Below are 16,756 nucleotides of genomic sequence, written 5' to 3' on the forward strand. Positions count from 1 at the left end.
CACCGCCTTCGGCCCTCTACACATAAATTTATTGTTTTTCGCAAACATACGATGTGGTTTTAGTTGAAATTTCTAATACATCGCGAGACCGCAGGTGCACGGGGAAATAGTACCGCTGCTGATCCTACACGATGATATCGACATCGATTTGGAATTCTTTACCGCTTTGCAATACGGAGGTTCCCGCGCCGAACAGATGTCAACAAATCGAAAGGTATATTCGAGACTCCAACACAATTCTTTCGATTTGATTTAATTTGAACGCGCAGCGCGCCTGCGACCGAGCATCGCCCCTATAACCGTAGCGGCGAGGCGATGGAACAGCGTCCGTCGCGGGCGCGCGCCGCAACCTCAGTCCGGCTCGATCTGCATCTGTTGCGCAGCTTGTTGACGTCGCTGGCGCTGCGGCTGGGTATTCGCCTGCTCGGCCAGCTCATGTTCACGCAGCGTCTCGATGGCGCTTGACTTGTCCTGGTGGCGTGAGACGGCCGCTCGAGCGAGAATTGCGTCGGTCGTGAAAATCTGGAGATCCTCGACCGCCCGGGTGAGCCCGACATAGAAGCTCCGGTCGCCGAAGATCCTACGCACCGTCATCGCGACGTCTGACTGGCGCCGAGCATCTTCCGGATCACGCTCCATTTTGTGTGAAGGGATATGCAGCATGGCTTGCTCGCGGGTCGCGCCTTGGCCTGCGTGAACCGTCACCGCGTACGCGTGATCCCAATGACGCTGCGCGTCGAGATCCCAAGGAATTTCCTTGCCATCCGCGAGCCGCAGGACCGCCTGGTTCTCGTTGACAGAAACGACGGTCGCCTCGTGGCCATTCTTGACGAGCTCGTCGCCGCGGGTGAAGCGGATGACGTCACGCGCGGCGAGATTCCTCGTTTCCGAGAGATACACCTCCACCCGGTTGTACTTTTTCGGTTCCCATTCCATTAGAGACCCGTCGGACTTCCGCAGAACGACGATACCCTCGTCGGGTCGAGTGCCCACAACGCCCATGTATTCGCCGCGGGAGGCGAGTATTTTCTGATAGTCACGACCAAACCGGACGGTCATATCCTTGGTGTAGTACTGCGCCTCCTTCTGCTTGGCCCGGGTCAAATCGCCGTCGGACCGGAAGATGGTGTGTGCCGAGTCGTTGACATCGAGATCGCCACGCTCCTGCAGCTCCGCCCGAACCGCATTGTTGATTTCGACGCGGTCCTCGTTAAACGGGGTGATGATGATCGTCTGATTTCTTCGTGGTCCCCGGTCGACGTACTGGCGCGCCAACAGGTCGATCAGGTCTCGCGGATCCTCGTGTTCCGTCACGCGCCCAGCTCGCTCGAGAAAGTCGAAGGCGCGAGCGTTACGTGCGAGGTTCAGGTCGGTGAGGGGCTCATCCGGTGCAAGGTCGGCGGTGCCCACGGTGATCGCGACTGCCTGCTGCAACTCGGGATTCTTCTGGCGCTGGATCTGGGTCATCTGAGCGGTGGTCACGCCCTCGTCCTGCAGGATCTCAAACGGTTTGCCCGCCTCGATGGCCTGCAGCTGGAGGCGGTCGCCAAGGAGGATGACCTTCGCATCCGCTCGTTCCGCCATCTTAAATAGGCGAGCCATTTGCCGTTGGGCGAGGAACGATGACTCGTCGACGAGCCAGAGCTCGCGCTCTCGTGATAGGTCCGGCACATACTCGCGCAGGACCTTCAAATCATCCTGGCGCCGCTGCTCATGAATCTCGAACATCGTAACCGTATCGGCCTGGATACCGGAGTCGTTCTCGAGCTGCTTGGCAGCCTGCCCGGTTGCGGCCATCCCTCGTACAAGCCAACCCTGCTCGTGCGCGACCTGGACTGTTCCCTTGACCATCGTGGTTTTGCCCACGCCGGCGAGCCCCTGCACCGCGACGATCCGGTCTCTGCTCGTCAGCGCATGCTCGATCGCGCCTCGCTGGCCGGGGGTGTAGTCGAAGGTGGAATCGTTCCGCTCCGCACGCGCGGTGGCGATGGCCTGTTCGATTCTGGACCGGACTAATTCGGCAGGCGCGATCGCCGGCGTCGCATCTCGCTGCGCGAGCGCGTTCTCGACCGTCCAGCGCTCCGTGTTGAGCATCTTCTCGGTGGTAATGTTGCCGTCCGGAAGGTCGACGATCTTGCCTTGATGGACCAGCTTTTTGTAGGCATCGAGAATCTGATTCGGAGACGTTCGGCCGACCGCATGTTCGAGCGCGGTCTGGACGAGGTCATATTGGTTCAGCACGATTTCGCGCTCACCGAGGTGAGACGCAGCGAACCGTAGGGCTTCAATACCGGACAACTTGACGACCCGTGCATCCGTTCCCGCTTCCCGCGCCTCCCGTGCCTTCTGCTGGATGACGCTGTAGTCGAGGTCGACTGCTTGTGCGCGCTCACGCCATTGAACCGACAAGGCCTCATGGTCGACGCCGACCTTGCGTTCGCGGGTCGCGAGCACGGCACGCTCCTTCTCGGCGGCCGTGGCGTTTGCAGGATCGATTCCGTTGGCCCGCAGCCATCGATCGCGCGCTGCCGAGCGCTGGCTGAAGTGTTCAATTTGCTCCCGCGTGACGCCGACCAGTTCGAAATTCCCGTTCTCGTCGGGTGCCGTGATGGCATAGCCGCGCTTCTGCAACCCGCGCGCGAGCGAGGACGTGTAGATTGCCCCGATCACCTTCTGCTGCACGTACAACTCGTCATTGGTGAGCGATCGCCATTCGCCATCGGCGCGTTGGGTCGCGTTCATGACCAGGGCGTGGGTATGCGTATCGGGGTCGAGATCTCGGCTCGTGTTGTGTCGAAAGAGGGCGGCTACTACATTGCCGGTCGGCTCGACCAGCGTCTCGCCATCGACCGTTTTGCGGGCCTGCGCCACATACGCCTCGACGTACTCGAGCGCCTCCTTGACGGCTTCCTCGTGGGCGAGACGGACCTCGCGATCTTCGAAAACTTCGGCAGCGATACTGACGCTTTTCGGTGCCGAAAACGTCAAATCGATGCCGGGCCGATGCACGACCTCGGGCTCGCCATTCTCGTCCAAGACGACGCGACCGAGTTGCTGATCGCCGACCTGCCCAGACAGCAGTTTGAAAAACACGTTCCGATCGACTTGCCCGTTCAGACCGAGGGTGGCCGCCCCCTTGCCGAACCAGGCGGAATGTTCGAGTCCCTGATCGGTGGTGTAGTAGTTGTCTTTCGAAAAATAGTGGAGCGCTTGGCTGGCGCTGCCGACATTGTGCATGCTCATCATGGCGTGTCACCCCAACAGGTCACCGAGGCCGGCGCGGCCGGTGGGCCGTTCGCCGGCGCCTGGCTCGCGGGAAGCCGACGTATCGTGAACCTCGCCGGTGTCACCGTCGACGATTTCGCCGGTCGACAGCGAGATCACGTTGGACGGCTGTACTACGGAACGAGGAGTGTTCGGCGCGGAGGCACCGACAGCCGGGCCGGCCGCAGCGGCGTTGGTCGCCGAATCCTCGGCGGCCGTGGTCGGTGCGCCGGAAGGATTGGGTGACGGGGAGTGGGACAGGGACGGGTCGCTGCCGGATCTCTCCGGCGCAGCCGGACGGTCAGCTACAGCGCCTGCCGGAAGCCAGAGATCGTACGTTTGGCGCGGGATGAAGGGCGTCACCGTTTGGGGATGGGGGACGTATTCGTACTTGACCCGAGCAACCGGATAGTCGCTCGGTGTGACCAGATAGCCCTGCATGTCGGGCAGGTGCAGGATTTCGGATGAGAGGACGAGATCGCGGAGATTGCGTCGCGCAAAAACGCTCATGCCGTCGCGCCGCTCGTCGATGCCGAGATTCAGGCTTTCTTCCTTTTCGTCGAGGTCGGCCTGACCGATCGCGTTGGCCAATGCCTTGGCCGCGTCACCATCGGTCACGCGCAACAGGAGCTTGGTCTGGCATCCGGAGATGATCGTGCGCGCCAAGTGCTCGCCGTAGATCTGGAAGAGTTGGGAAAAGTCCTGGATGCCGAGCACGAAGCAACCGCCGTACTTCCGAATGTTGGTAACGGCGAGCTTCATGATCTCGAGCTTTTGCAGAGTGGGGAGCTCGTCATAGAAGTACCAGAGACGTTCGCGATGAATCGGCTTGAGTGTCAGCAGCGAGCGGATGGCGATATCACACCAGAGGCTGATCAGCGGAAGCAGGGCGGTTTTCTGCTCCTCGTTGACGGAAATGAACAGCCAGGAATCGTCGTCTTCATCCTCATTCTGGATCCATTCTCGGATCGAAAATGGCTCGCCTTCGTCGTGCAGGTAACGAAAGCAATCGAGCTGGTTCTGCACGGTCATCTTAAGGCTCATGCCCGTACGCTCAGTGACTGGATCGACGTAGGTCGCCGCGGACTCGTTCGCTAGGATCGCGTGCAATTCCTCGAGATTGCTATGGGCGATGGCCTTGTACAGCGCTGCGTTGGTTCGTTTGTTGTCGCCGCCAAGCGCACGAATCGCTCCCTTGAAAACCATGCGCCCCGCAATCGCGAAGAATGGGTCGGCGACATTCGGCGGAATCGGAATGAGCCCCTCAGCCAGCCCGTCGTAATGGATCTCGCTTTGGATTTCGCGCCAGGCATTCCAGTTCGGGCTACGCGCGTCGAGGGGATTCAGGATGACGTCCTTCCCTTCGCGATAATACGCAGCGGTGAATTCACCTGATGGGTCATAGACGATCGCCCGTTTTTTGCGGGCGCGCACCTGATCCATCAGCGCAAAAAACTGCTGGGACTTGCCACTGCCTTGGGCACCAGAAAAGAGTGTGCCGAGCACTTCGGCCTTCTTCCGCATCGGCACGCCGGCGATGCGATAGGGGCTCGCGTCGTCTCGAGCCTCCAGTTCCTTGATGAGCTCCTTTGCTTTGACGAGCTTGGCACCGCGCACCTGCTTGTCGGTAAGTTTTCCGCGGCCGTACTCCATCCAAAACAGGACGGAAAGGAACGTGACGGCAATCGCCGTTAGAACAGCGTACACGGCAGCATTGCGCGCATAGACGAAGAACTCGTCGGCCGCATCCTCGGTAAACGACCGCGCCGCAGCGGGCGGCAGTGCCGTGTCGTCGTTGCCGAGATGGAACGAGACGTTCGGATTCGCCATCGGAACGACGGTGAGGATTTCCGCCTCAAGGTGCTTGATCGTCAAATAGCGAGTTTCGGCCGACGTGACGAAGTACACGTATGCACCGCCGGCCAGCGCACCGACGAGAATTGCCGCGACGACAACCGCCACGATCGCACTGGTGAGAAGCTTTGCCTGTTGCCACCAGAGGGCAGTTCCTCGTGAAAAGGTGGCGAGTCCGCTGGGTGAGCGTTGATCAGCCATTGCTCTCTCCCAGCAGTTTCTTGGTAGCGGCTTCGGCGCGATCCTGTGCCTGGTGGAAGAACTGGATGTTTCTGTCGCTGATGATGCTGGTCAGGACTTCGCGGCTGAAGAACACGGCTTGAACCAGTTCGGACGGTAGCGTCTGGACGGATTTGCCGGGGCTGCCATCGGACGGCGTGTGCCCACTCAGTTGCTGAATGAGGGCCTTGAGACGCTGGTCGATGAGCGAGACATTTTCGGTGACGACGCCGAGCGCAAGCTGCTTGCGAATGTAGTCGGACAGCGACACACCGTTCTCCTGGGCCTTGCGCCGATAGAAGCGTTCCGACTCGGGATCGAGTTTGAAGGAGATGGGTTTGGACGCACCTTTCCCCGGCGTTTTGAGACGCGGCATGAAGACCTCGTAGCGAGAGATCCTTACCTTTTTGTGGCCGTGGTTATGTGCGGATTGCGCTGCCGATACGCGCTTCTGTCGTGTGAAGATGTTAGCACATGGTCACGCTGTTTCGTCATACGGCTATGTGTTTTTCTGGGAAGGGCGACAATCTTGTCGTTTCGCATTGTTTTCTCCATCAACATCCCCCTCGCGTCTTTAAAGCACTGATTTAATTATCGTTTGCTGTATATCTGGATCTTCATCGAATTTAGGTGTACTACCGTGACGCCAATGGTGTAATACGCATATAGCCGTTGTCACGCGCGCTTTCGATCTTAGGTCGAACGGTATTAAAAGGGTTTTACGGGCGTCATACCGGCATACGCTATATCCAGCTTTGAGTCTTGGCTCTACCTTATCGATATCGCGATTTTAGGCGTCGTACCGCTTAAAGGCTTGCGCAGCAAGGCTTTAAGCACCCGCAACGGAGTTGCGTGGTGTGTGACCGTCCGGTCGGGGGGTGGGGCTTGCCCCACGGGTCGCCCCTCGGACGGACGGACGGTATCTGGATGGTGATACCCGGACGGGTCCGGGTATCACCGGTTTTTCAGCAGGCGTGGCGATCGGCATCGCAGCCAGCAAGAGCGAGGATTTCGTTCCGTTGAGGCGTTCGCCTGGGTGGAGCACCGCGAAAATTTTGCAGAAAAGTGAAGGTTGAGTCACCGACACGAAAGAGAGAAAAACGAGGCGAGCGTCGATCCGTTCCGCACAGGGAAAAAACGGAATAGGGAGGTCGAACGGAGGCAGGGAGCGGACAGGGGGAAATTCGGAGCGACGAGGGTGGTTATGCCACGCAGGTTTTCCACATATCCACGGGTCCGAACCGACGCAGCGATGCGCCTACATCGCAAGAGCGTTGGCCGCGCGCCGTTTTCCACAACGGTGTTGGTTGTGGGAAACGGGAGAAGCGCGGGGACCGGTGGGTATGTGGAAAACCTGCCGGCGTGCGCGGATTACGGTCGTGGATAGATGGGGTGTCGAGCAACAGCCAGAGAGAAAACGCTGTGAGCACGATCGGTTTGGCGGTATTCGGCGGGCGCGACTTGGCGGCCGCCGATCACGGTCTGCGCAATTCAGGATTGCGCACTGAATGGGTGGTCCGCGCGGGGCGACGGCTGCGCAACGGCGCGGGCGACGCCCCGCGCGGCGACTGTGCGAAAAAAAGCGCGGGGCGGGCGCTCGCGCGCTGGCTTGGTCGGGTCGACGGCCGCGACGGTGGCGGCCGCCGCGCTCGAGCTACGCAATGCGTGCATTGCGTCTGGGTGGATGGTCCGCGCCGGGCGGCGGCTGCGGAATGGCGCGGGCGCCGCCCGGCGCGGCGACAGCATGAAAGTCGCGGGGCCGGGGGCTCGGCGAGCGGGTTGGTCGGGCCGGCGGTCGCGACGGTGGCGACCGCCGTGCTCGAGCTGCGCAATGCGAGCATTGCGCTCTGGCTAGGTGGTCCGCGCGGGGCGGTGGCCGCGGAATGGCGCGGGTGACGCCCCGCGCGGCGACAGCAGGAAAAATGCGGGGGCGCCGGATCAGCGCTCGGAGCGGTTGCGTCGGCGGCCGCGACGGTGCCGGCCGCTGCGCGCGAGTTGCGCAGCGGGCAATTGCGCCGCGACGGATGACGCGCGGGGCAGCGGTGCGACAGCGGGGTATCAGGCCTCAGTGCTTTACGTTGCGCGGCCGAATTCCGTTACACTTCGCGGCAAGGGGGAGGGACAAGATGGAGTGATAGAGGCCATGACAGCAGATGCAGGGAAGACAGCGCGCAAGCCGCGATCGATCGAAGACGAGATCGCGAGGGCGGCGGCGAAGCTGAAAAAGCTGCAGGACCAACAGCGCGAGATGATCCGCAGGGATCGCGAGCGGAATCATAAGGCGGTGCTCGAGCTGCTGCGCGCGGAAGGGCTGGACGAGATCCCGGCGGAACAGTGGAAAGAGCGGCTTGATGCGGTAAAAGTCGCACTCGCGAAACCGTGCGAGACCCCGGTGCCGGCGAAACCCGCCCAGGGCGTGCCGGCCGCCGCTGTCGCCGACGGCGCGTCGGTGTGATCGTTGGGGCAATCCGGCGACGCACGAAGTGTGCGCGGAGCGGGATTGCCCCGATTCGTTTGCGCAGCGCGCAAACTGGCTAACGCATTGGTCGCGGGCTGGCGGGTGGTCGCGGCGTAGCGGCGAGCGCCCGCCAGCCCGCGACGCCGCGAAAATCCCGGCTCAGGCGTGCTCGTGTACGGGCGTCGTCACGGTCAACGTGAGGCCGAGCGCGCGCACAACACGCAGGATCGTCGCGAATTCCGGGTTGCCGTGCTCGTCCAGCGCTTTGTAGAGGCTTTCGCGGCCGACGCCCGCGTCGCGCGCAATCTGCGTCATGCCACGCGCACGCGCCACGGTGCCGATGGCTTCCTGAATGTCGGCGGAATCGCCGGTCTCGAACGAAATCCGCAGATATTCGGCCTGCGCCTCGGGCGTGTCGAGGTATTCGGCCGCATCGAACGGCGTTGTCTTGATACCCATGTCAATCTCCCAATTGCGCCGAAAGCGCGATAGCACGCTCAATGTCGCGCTGCTGCGTTGACTTGTCGCCACCGCATAGCAGGACGACGAGCGTTGAGCCTCGTTGGACAAAGTAGACGCGATAGCCGGGGCCGACGTGCACGCGCATTTCGCTCACTCCGGCACCCACCGGCTTCATGTCCCCATATTGGCCGCGCGCGAGCCGTTGAATCCGCTTGGCGATCTGCGCGCGCGCGATGTGATCGCGTAGGCCGCGCAACCATTTCGCGAAGTCGTCTGTCTGCTCGATTCTCATATCCTATATAGTATCCCATAGGATACACGATTTCAAGATGCATTCTGGGTGCCGGCTGAACGCCCCGGCGACGCGAAATGCGCCCGTCGAAGGGGGTACGGTTTTCACGCGACGCGCTCGACTTCTACAAGCTGCGACCCAAAAGGCGCTTCCGCACGGCTCCAAGCCTCTTCGAAGCTGCTTGCGTCGATGATCTCGACGTCGAATCCAGTCTCTGTCTTGTAGGTGATCGCCCACTGTGCCTGCATGTCATTCTCCTTCGCGAACTCCGGCTAAATCGAATGCGGGTCGCGTCGATGACGCGTTATTTCGAAAACGCGCCGTCGAACGCGGCGCGTTGCGTGTCCGACAAGTGCGCCGCGTCGATCTGCGTCGCGCGGTTCACGATCATCAGCGCGTAGGGTTCGGCAAGAATCCGCGCTTCGCGGCACAGGATTGGATCACCGTCTACGCTCGGTTGGCGTGCGCGCCAAATGTTGATCGCGCGCTCGATCTGCTCGATATGCAAAACTGTTGTGCTGTTCATCGTTTTCGCTCCGTGGAGTGCGCCGTGTACACGGCGCACGCAGGTTAGTCGATACATTCGTCGAAGTGCCAGCGCGACTCCATTTCCTTGGCGGCACCGATCGCCTCCTGAAGCGTCTCGCGTGGATGGCCGGTGTTCGGCTCGCAATCGCCGCCACGATGAGACACTTCGAGGGCGGGGACATAGCCGTGCCGGGTCAGGCTCACGCTCGGGCGCGTTTCGTTCAATCCGTCCATGTCGCTGAACCATTCTCCAAACCAGACGACCCGACCGCATTCCTCGGCTTCGAAGCCGTCATCCCAATACGGAAGAAGAGTGGGCTCGTCCGCCAGCATCAGCGACATGTCGGACCCTTCGCGGCACGCGCGCACACCGCTCTCTCGGGCGCAGATAACGGCGTCAATCAAGTGCTGCTCCGCGTTCCACTGGTTTCCGGCAATCGCGGCGATGCCGTGCAGCGCAAGCTGTATGCGCGCTTCGAGGGCAAAATCGAAACTGTCGATGGGAGGGCGATCATTTTTCACAGCTCGCTCCGATCGGCGCGCCAGCTTCTGCGCGCCGGCAAGTGGGTCAATGGAAGATGCCGAGCGCTTCACGAACGACGCGTTGAGCGCTCGCGGCGCCGTAGCGCTCGCCGCGCGCGTACGCCTTTTCGTAGATCATGATCGCGACATTGATTTGCCACGCAGTCCAGTCGATCGTGGGCAGCGTAAATGCCAGTTCGCCATCGTCGCCATGATGTACCCCGATGGAGGACGCAGCACGTTCGGAACACGCAATTGCGAAAAATCCTTCGGTGATACCTTCGATCATCAGTTCGTCAGTCTCGTAGCTCATCGTGAGTCTCCGGGTTATTGCCAAACCGGCGACCACGCGCCGGACGAAAGGCGAAACAGGGTGATGCGCTGAGCGCAACCGTCGGTCCTCGTTTCGAGCCGCACAGCGCGCGCGTCGTCATCAGGGCGGGTCCAGCGGTACAAAACGCGAATGGGGGCATCGACCGGGCAGCCGAGCCAGTGCGCGGCGGTCGCGCGCAGGCGATTTTTCGTGTGTCGAATGCCTGCCTGGCGGTGAGCCTCGGGGGGTGCGGGGGGAACGCCCGCGCGTGTGTGCGTGATTCGGTCGGGGGTGGTTGTGCTCACGATTTCGTCCTTTTGTGTCGGGTTGTGGATCTGCCATTGGGAGCCGCCTCGACGCGGGTTTAGCGCGGGCGGGCACGGGTGCAAGGGCGCGCCCGGAGGCCGCATGCGGAGCGCAGGCGTAGCCGAGCACCGAACGGGTGAGGACGTGGGCGGAGCGAAGCGCAGGCTTTACCCTTGCGCCCGTGCCCGCCCGCGCTATGCGTCGAAAAGGGGCGGCTCCCAATGGCAGATCCACGCGCTTAACCCGGCGCAAAAGGATGGAGCGCAACCACGCGGTTTCCCCGACCGGATCGCGCACACGGCGCGGGGCAGCCGGCCCCGCGCCCCCTCGGCCGGCGTAGCCGGCCGCTAGACCTGCTGTCCGCCCGCGCGTAGCGGGCGCGTACTCCACGAGCAAGCGAAGCGCGCAGCGCCGGCACGGCGCGCAGACGTCAGGGATTGAAGCCCGTCAGGGGCGAGACACGCGCAGCGGGGCTCGACGCGCAGCGCGAAAGCCCGGCCCGGAGCGAAGCGGAGGGAGACGCCCCAGCAGCGAGTCAGGAAAGTGCCGCCAGCGCATGCGCCACAGCGACGGGCGCGCATGCGCAGCATCGGAAAGGTGATCCTTTACGGGAGCGGCAGAGAATCGAAAAGTGAGAACTTTCGGGAGTAGATCATCATGCTGCGGACGGCCCGCCGAAGGACACTGACCGGCACACTGCGCCAGCGGGCGTAACGCACCCGCTGGCGTCGATCCGGTCAATCTCGCGGCGGCATGCCTTTGCCTTCCGCTACAGCGGCATCGTCGCGCACGTCGTCGGCCGACACGGCCAGAGCACGGGCGTCGGGCTCCGCTTCCTCAGCGCTCGCCTCGGCATCCGACGCCTTCGCCGGAACGTCCCACAGCTTCACCCGCACGACTTCGGCCTTCGCGAAATGCTCAGGCAACCAGCCGCGCCCCCCGATCAGCCGTTCGGCCTCTGTCGCCGCGTCCCCCTTCTTGAGCTTCGCCACGCGCATCGCATCGGAAGGCGACACGGCCGCGCTCACGACGTCCACGATCCGATCCTTCGAAACATGGTCGAAATATCCCGCCTTCGTCGGTTGCCACGCATCCGCGAGATTCAGCCCGAGCGCCGGGATCAGCGCGTTGATCGCGTGCGGCCGCTCGTCCGGGCGCACGCTGTCCACGCTCGCCGCGACGTACTGCGCGAGGATCAGCTGCAGGCGCTCGTCGGTCTGCTCGATCAGCCAGCGCAGCAGCGCGTCGCTGTCGTGGGGGATTACGCCTCCCCAAACCCGGCGTTGCTCTCGGCGCATGGTGAACGCAAGGTCGTCGTCCAGTTCCGGCGCATGCTTCGTCAGGGTGTGGGAGTGGTCGCGGAACGTCACGTCCAGCGCGCTGCCTTCGGTACTGTGGCCGTACTCGCCCGCCAGCAGCCGGTGCACGAGCGCGGCGAGCGCGACGTGCGGCTGCTGCGCGAGGGCGGCGGCAACGGCCGCCGTGCGATGCGCGTTCAGACGCAGCGCCAGCCGTTCGGAGTGCGGCCCCTTCACGGGCTTCACAGCCGACACGGCGACGCGCGCGGGCTGACCATCTGACGAGTCGTCGTCATCGTCGTCACCATTCTCGCCACTTTCGGTCGTCGCGGCTGCAACCGGCTCACGCGTAACGAGTCCGCGCTCGATCACGGGCTCGCCGTCAGCATCGAGCGAGAGAAGCGCCCCAGCCTGCGCCATGTCGTCGGGATGGTAGACGAGCAGGGACTCTTCGATTTCGTCACGACGCACGGTCAACGCTTCTTCTTCCGCCTCGACGCGCTCGGCGACTTCGTCGTCTCTCTCGTCGGCATCCCAAAATTGGGCGAGTTCGGCCAGCCGCTGATCGATCGCTGTCAGTTCTTTCTCCACCTCATCGGTGGGTTCCGTTCGACGCGGCAGCACCGGGCGGAACTGCGACCGGGTGGCATGGTCGCGTTCCGGCATGGCTTTCACCCACGCCCAGCCTTCGGCCAGCACCGACGCGCCGAGCGCTTCCAGTTGCTCGGTCGCGAGGCGCAGCATCAGCGCATGATCGCGATACCACGCATCCTCGGCTGCGGAGAACAGGTCGCGTCGCACGGCACCGCCAGCCGCTTCGAACGCCTCGACGCCTACGAATTTCGCGACGCGGTTGCTCACGAACGACTGTTCGTCGCGCACGAAGCGGCGGCGGATCGCGTGCGCGTCGCGGTTGTACGGCTCGGCGTCGAACCACGCGGCCTCTTGCTCGTCGTGACTGTCCGACAGCGCGAGCGCCTGCATTTGATCGAGCTTGATTTCACCGGTGCGGAACAGGTCGACCAGCTTCGGAGAGACGCGTGCGAGCTTGAGGCGGCGCTGCACAGTTTTCGGATGCACGCCGTACAGGTCCGCGATTTCCTCGATCGATCGACCGGATTCGACCAGAATCCGGTAAGCGTCGCATGCGTCGGCCGGGTGCATCGGCTCGCGCATTTCGTTCTCGGTTGCCGACAGCAGCACTGCGTCCTCGACCGGCACGACCCGGCAGCGCACCGGGTGGTCGGCGGGGATGTAGTCGTGTTCGAACAGGTAGATGAGCGCGAGGCGGCGGCGTTCGCCAGCGGCCGCGCCGAACGTCTGCGCCCTCCGCGCGCCGACCTTCATTGGATGGACGATCAGGTTCTGGAGCAGACCGACTTTCCAGATATTGAGGGCGAGTTCCTTGATGCCGGTGGGCGGCACGCGCCGCACGTTGTAGGGGGACGCGACGAGCCGTTTAAGCGGAATGTCGCGCAGCTCGTCTGCCGTTCGGTGAGCCTCGGGGGGTGCGGGGGGAACGCCCGCATCGTGGGCGAGGGCCGGGATCTCGGTGGTCACTGCGTTCATAAAAGCCTCCTTTACGTCGGGGTGGAAAAAGCTGCCATTCGGAGCCGCCTCGACGCATGGGGAGTGCGGACGCGCAGGCACTGCAAGGGCGCGAGCAAGGCCGCAGCGCCGCGGCCGCCAGGCCCGGCGACCGGGCGCCGCGCGCGGCAACGCGAACCCTTGCGGTGACGGCGGGCCGCACTATGCGTCGGGATGAGGCGGCCCGATGGCAGCTGATGCGCCGACGGGAGAGGCTGGAACGCGGGGACGGCTGCCGAGACCCGGACATCGCCGGCGCGGGGCCGCACGCGCGGCCCGAGCGCGAACTCCGCGCGGCTCGCCGCGTGGCTGACGGGGCGGCCAGCGCCGGGGCCGGACGCCGGTGGCGGCCGAGCCCCAGGAGCGGACAGCCCGTTTCTCTGGCGCGCGGGTGCCTGCGGCTTGCGTGCCTGGCGCAGCCGGGCGCGCAAGGTGCCGCGCGCCGGCTGGATATTGGGAACGGTGAAGATCCACCGCGGCCAGCTGGGGCGAGCAGTCCCCGCCCGCGCCGGCCGCTCGATGCGGGCGGGGTGGGCCGCCCCGGATCAGTGGAACATCTCGCGGTACGGAATCGGCTTTCCGCGTTCCAGGCGCCGGCCGGGCCCGCGGGCCCACGCCGGCGGTGGAACATGGTCGAGCGGCGAACACCGCCGGCGCCAGGCGCGCGCCGGCCGCCGCGAGTCACTTCGAAGCGTTTCGGCGCCCGTCAATAACGCCAGCGTCGTACGCCGCGGTCAATGCGGCACGGATACACCAGACGGCACAATCGTGGAAATCCAGCCGGTCGCTGTAACGCGTTTCAAGCGTGTCGATGTTCAGATGGATACGCGCGATCGCAAACAGCAACATTTCGAATTCGCCTTTGTTCATGGGTTTCTCTGGAAAGGCCGGCCCCGGGCAAAGCCGGGGCCGGCGAGTGGATTTATCGCCGCGCGCACTGGCCGGCCTGGAACGCTTCCAGCATCGCGTAACGCAACGACGTCGGCAGGACTTCGATTTCCGTATCGGAATCCCATACGTCCGAGATCTCGGGACCGAAGGCGTTTGCAGCGATCGCGGCCAAAATTGCATCAATCAAATATCGGGGCATGCTGTTCTCCAGTTGCGCCGGCCGCAGCGCGCGGCCGGCGCTCGTGTGGTCAAGAAAGCTGCACAGCGCCGCAGTTCTCGGCCAGGCAGAAGGCGAAATACCAATTTCGGTACAGTTCGGCGAACAGGTGATCGCAATCGGCGTCGATTGCCCCAAGGAACTGACTGAAATCGTCGGCCAGCTTTGCGGAAGTCCGAGTGCCGATCGTTCCCGACGTGATCGAGAAATCGATCAGTTCCTTGAACGGGCCGTCCTTTGCCGCGATGGCGCCGTTCGTATGGCAGATCCGCGCGGCGCCGATCGAGATCGCCGGGTAATCGGCGAGCTCGGCCAGGCGCTCGCGGAAGATGTCGTGCATGACGTAGGTGCCGGCGCTGAACTCGAACGAATTCCGGTAGCGGTAGATACGCGCCATGTCCAGGTCGCTGGCGCGGTGCGGGAACCGCGCCGCGGCGTCGAGGCGGACGCAAAACACGTCGACAGGGTCGCCGTTTTCGTTCGTGCGGGGATGGTCGAGCTGCTCGAGACCGGAATAGGCTGAAACGATCAGTTGCATGATGAATGTCCTCTGTTCGGGTCTTAGGCGGCGGCCAACGCGGCGCCGGCGACGGGCGCCGTCAGGCGCGCCTTGGCGGCCGCAAAGTAGGTCGCGTCCAGTTCGATGCCGATATACCGGCGCCCGAGCTCGCGGGCGGCAACGCACGTCGAGCCGGAGCCGGCGAACGGATCCAGTACGACGTCGCCGGGCTGCGTAAAAGCGGAAATGAGTGTGCGCAGCGCGGCGACCGGCTTTTCGGTCGGATGGTGGCGATTGCCGCTGTACGGAAACGGCATGACGTCGGCGATCGGCGCCGCCGGCGCCACGGGCCGCCCCTTGGCGAGCAGGTAGGCGGATTCGTGTTGGTACTTCACCAGGCCGGCCTTGGACGCGTAGGATTTCGTGAAGACGAAGTGGCCGGCCACGCGAAAGCCGGCGGCCTTCCAGGCGTCGAAAAACAGGTCGACCTTGTTCCAGCCGTAGAACGAAATGCACACGGCATCGCGTTTCAGGACGCGGAACATTTCGGCGAACGCCGGCGCCAGCCAGTCGCCGTTCACGTCGTTCGCGATCGAGCGACCGCTCCGATCGCGGAAATTCACGAGGTAAGGCGGGTCCGTCACGATACAGTCGACGGATTCGGGGGCGAGTTTGGGCATGGCGACCAGGCAGTCGCCGTTGTACAAATAGCTCACGGTCAGCTCCATAGAGTTGAGATAGGGGCAGCCGGAGCACAGCCAGAACGATCTGGCTCGCAAACCGTGCTACCCGGAGCTGGCGAGCGCCCGCAGGGGAATGGCGGGCAAGGGGACCGTGGAATACCGGAGTGCGCGAAGCGCGCGAGGATATGCCGCGAAAGCCCCTTGCAGGAGCGGGGCGCCGTGCGACATTCGTCGCGCACGGCGCAGCGGTCCGTCCGCCAGGACACGGCGGGCGAACGTGGGCTCCGGGTTGAAAGGTCGACGGCTGTGGAATGCCGACGGAAGGGGATGGACCTGCAGGACGTAGCGGACCGACGGTGCTGCGTCCCGGTCATGAGCGCCGCGGCGATCTCCGATCGCGCGGCGCGATCGCGATTCCGTCAGCGCGGCCGCGAGAGCGGCCGCCGCGCAAACTTGCCCGTACGACGGCCGAGCAGGTTAAGGTACGGCAGCGTCAGAACAGCGCCAGTTGCTGCGCCTCGAGGCGCACATCTCGACGCTGCACGTCGACGTCGCTCGCGAGCAGCTCGATCGATGCACCATCCGGGTCTTCAACGCTCGCGTCGAGCCGAATGTCCGCACGTCGCGTGGCGTCGGCCGCACAGATGCGCTCGAATTCTGCACGCGTAGCGGCCAAAAGGGCACGCGTGGCATGCTCGGGCAGCACGCAGTCGGCCGACGCGTACTGGCCGTCAAAGAATCGTGTCACGCCATACCGTTCTCCGCCGCCGTGCCTCGGCTGGTATACGACCAGAGCGATACGATCGGCGTCGCGCAGGCCGTTGGACCAGCCCGCTGGCCCGCAAGGCGCTAGACCACATTCAGCGGCGATCGCCGCGCCGCGCGCAATCAGATCGGCGTGCGCACGGTCGATGACGCGATGCAGATTGGGCATCTTCAGGAAAAGTTGATTCATTGGGTCGTCCTGGTCGTGCTCGAGGCAGCCGAACCACGGCGGCTGGCTGCCCGCAAAATGTGAGATCGCGCACCATCCATCATCACCATGTGCGCGACGATCGGCGTCAGCTCATCGGGAACTGTCGGGACGCTCCCGCCACGCCTGCACCTCGTAAACTTTCATGAGCTCGAACGGGGTCTCGCCGTCTGGCTCGATGCCAGGGTTCTCCAGAATGACGTGCAATGCATCTGCGTCGCTCAGGGCGGCCAAGGCCGTCAGGAGCTGCTCGCGGCCAGCCTTGCGCGCACGAGCCCACTCGCTCCCGTCCTCGTCGTTCCAATCCGGTACGGTGCGCAGCTGAAGGCCATACGCGCGGGCCGCTTCAATTGCTGCAGTTTCGATCGCTGTCATGTTTCGCTCCTTGGT

General features: G+C 63.7%; 18 protein-coding genes. 2 read left to right on the top strand and 16 right to left on the bottom strand.

Features of this window, described 5'->3' with window-relative positions; genetic code table 11:
• Nucleotides 1-351 precede the first annotated feature (351 nt).
• From mobF to HWX07_RS33870, 3 genes are read right to left on the bottom strand one after another with little or no spacing between them, the layout of a single operon-like run.
• Nucleotides 352-3,246: a MobF family relaxase gene (gene mobF / locus HWX07_RS33860; RefSeq protein WP_027811060.1), complete on the bottom strand. Its 2,895-nt coding sequence runs from the start codon at nucleotides 3,244-3,246 to the stop codon at nucleotides 352-354.
• A 6-nt stretch (nucleotides 3,247-3,252) separates the two neighbouring features.
• A complete protein-coding gene (locus HWX07_RS33865; RefSeq protein WP_027811059.1) occupies nucleotides 3,253-5,319 on the bottom strand; it encodes a type IV secretion system DNA-binding domain-containing protein in 2,067 nt (688 codons plus the stop codon).
• Nucleotides 5,312-5,713: a hypothetical protein gene (locus tag HWX07_RS33870; RefSeq protein ID WP_027811058.1), complete on the bottom strand. Its 402-nt coding sequence runs from the start codon at nucleotides 5,711-5,713 to the stop codon at nucleotides 5,312-5,314. Before HWX07_RS33870 ends, HWX07_RS33865 begins: the two co-directional genes overlap by 8 nt.
• Before the next feature lie 1,016 nt (nucleotides 5,714-6,729).
• Between HWX07_RS33870 and HWX07_RS33875 the strand changes: the two genes are divergently transcribed.
• Together HWX07_RS33875 and HWX07_RS33880 are read left to right on the top strand one after the other, a co-directional pair.
• On the top strand, nucleotides 6,730-7,233 hold the full coding sequence (locus HWX07_RS33875; RefSeq protein ID WP_143277545.1) for a hypothetical protein: 504 nt from the start codon (nucleotides 6,730-6,732) through the stop codon (nucleotides 7,231-7,233).
• Between the two features lie 247 nt (nucleotides 7,234-7,480).
• Nucleotides 7,481-7,792, top strand: coding sequence for a hypothetical protein (locus HWX07_RS33880; protein WP_027811057.1), 312 nt, complete (start codon nucleotides 7,481-7,483; stop codon nucleotides 7,790-7,792).
• Between the two features lie 162 nt (nucleotides 7,793-7,954).
• Here the strand turns inward: HWX07_RS33880 and HWX07_RS33885 are convergent, their stop codons facing one another.
• The 13 genes from HWX07_RS33885 to HWX07_RS33945 form a co-directional block, all read right to left on the bottom strand.
• Nucleotides 7,955-8,254 (bottom strand): addiction module antidote protein, encoded by a 300-nt coding sequence (locus HWX07_RS33885; RefSeq protein ID WP_027811056.1) that lies wholly within the window; start codon nucleotides 8,252-8,254, stop codon nucleotides 7,955-7,957.
• Nucleotide 8,255: 1 nt separating this feature from the next.
• Entirely contained in the window at nucleotides 8,256-8,549 is a 294-nt protein-coding gene (locus tag HWX07_RS33890) for a type II toxin-antitoxin system RelE/ParE family toxin (protein ID WP_027811055.1), read from the bottom strand.
• 104 nt (nucleotides 8,550-8,653) lie between these two features.
• Entirely contained in the window at nucleotides 8,654-8,797 is a 144-nt protein-coding gene (locus HWX07_RS33895; protein ID WP_154233621.1) for a hypothetical protein, read from the bottom strand.
• 56 nt (nucleotides 8,798-8,853) lie between these two features.
• A complete protein-coding gene (locus HWX07_RS33900; RefSeq protein WP_027811054.1) occupies nucleotides 8,854-9,075 on the bottom strand; it encodes a DUF3717 domain-containing protein in 222 nt (73 codons plus the stop codon).
• A 44-nt stretch (nucleotides 9,076-9,119) separates the two neighbouring features.
• Nucleotides 9,120-9,671, bottom strand: a complete 552-nt coding sequence (locus HWX07_RS33905) for a hypothetical protein (protein ID WP_077186813.1) — start codon at nucleotides 9,669-9,671, stop codon at nucleotides 9,120-9,122.
• Entirely contained in the window at nucleotides 9,646-9,912 is a 267-nt protein-coding gene (locus HWX07_RS33910) for a hypothetical protein (RefSeq protein ID WP_027811052.1), read from the bottom strand. Before HWX07_RS33910 ends, HWX07_RS33905 begins: the two co-directional genes overlap by 26 nt.
• Nucleotides 9,913-10,955: 1,043 nt before the next feature.
• The gene (locus HWX07_RS33915; RefSeq protein WP_039350079.1) at nucleotides 10,956-13,085 is read right to left on the bottom strand and encodes a ParB/RepB/Spo0J family partition protein; all 2,130 of its coding nucleotides are present in this window, start codon (nucleotides 13,083-13,085) and stop codon (nucleotides 10,956-10,958) included.
• A gap of 699 nt (nucleotides 13,086-13,784) precedes the next feature.
• Nucleotides 13,785-13,973, bottom strand: coding sequence for a hypothetical protein (locus tag HWX07_RS33920; RefSeq protein WP_027810081.1), 189 nt, complete (start codon nucleotides 13,971-13,973; stop codon nucleotides 13,785-13,787).
• A 52-nt stretch (nucleotides 13,974-14,025) separates the two neighbouring features.
• A complete protein-coding gene (locus HWX07_RS33925; RefSeq protein WP_165581456.1) occupies nucleotides 14,026-14,193 on the bottom strand; it encodes a hypothetical protein in 168 nt (55 codons plus the stop codon).
• Nucleotides 14,194-14,242: 49 nt separating this feature from the next.
• Nucleotides 14,243-14,749 carry a hypothetical protein gene (locus HWX07_RS33930; RefSeq protein ID WP_027810082.1) on the bottom strand — a complete coding sequence of 169 codons (507 nt, stop codon included), beginning with the start codon at nucleotides 14,747-14,749 and terminating at the stop codon, nucleotides 14,243-14,245.
• 23 nt (nucleotides 14,750-14,772) lie between these two features.
• Complete coding sequence (locus HWX07_RS33935; protein ID WP_027810083.1) at nucleotides 14,773-15,426, bottom strand: DNA methyltransferase; 654 nt, start codon at nucleotides 15,424-15,426, stop codon at nucleotides 14,773-14,775.
• Nucleotides 15,427-15,886: 460 nt separating this feature from the next.
• Nucleotides 15,887-16,348, bottom strand: a complete 462-nt coding sequence (locus tag HWX07_RS33940) for a hypothetical protein (protein ID WP_027810084.1) — start codon at nucleotides 16,346-16,348, stop codon at nucleotides 15,887-15,889.
• Nucleotides 16,349-16,459: 111 nt separating this feature from the next.
• Nucleotides 16,460-16,741, bottom strand: a complete 282-nt coding sequence (locus HWX07_RS33945; RefSeq protein WP_034175683.1) for a hypothetical protein — start codon at nucleotides 16,739-16,741, stop codon at nucleotides 16,460-16,462.
• Between the last annotated feature and the right edge of the window lie 15 nt (nucleotides 16,742-16,756).

It is taken from the genome of Burkholderia sp. BCC0097, assembly GCF_902832985.1.
GTDB classification, from domain to species: Bacteria; Pseudomonadota; Gammaproteobacteria; order Burkholderiales; family Burkholderiaceae; genus Burkholderia; species Burkholderia orbicola.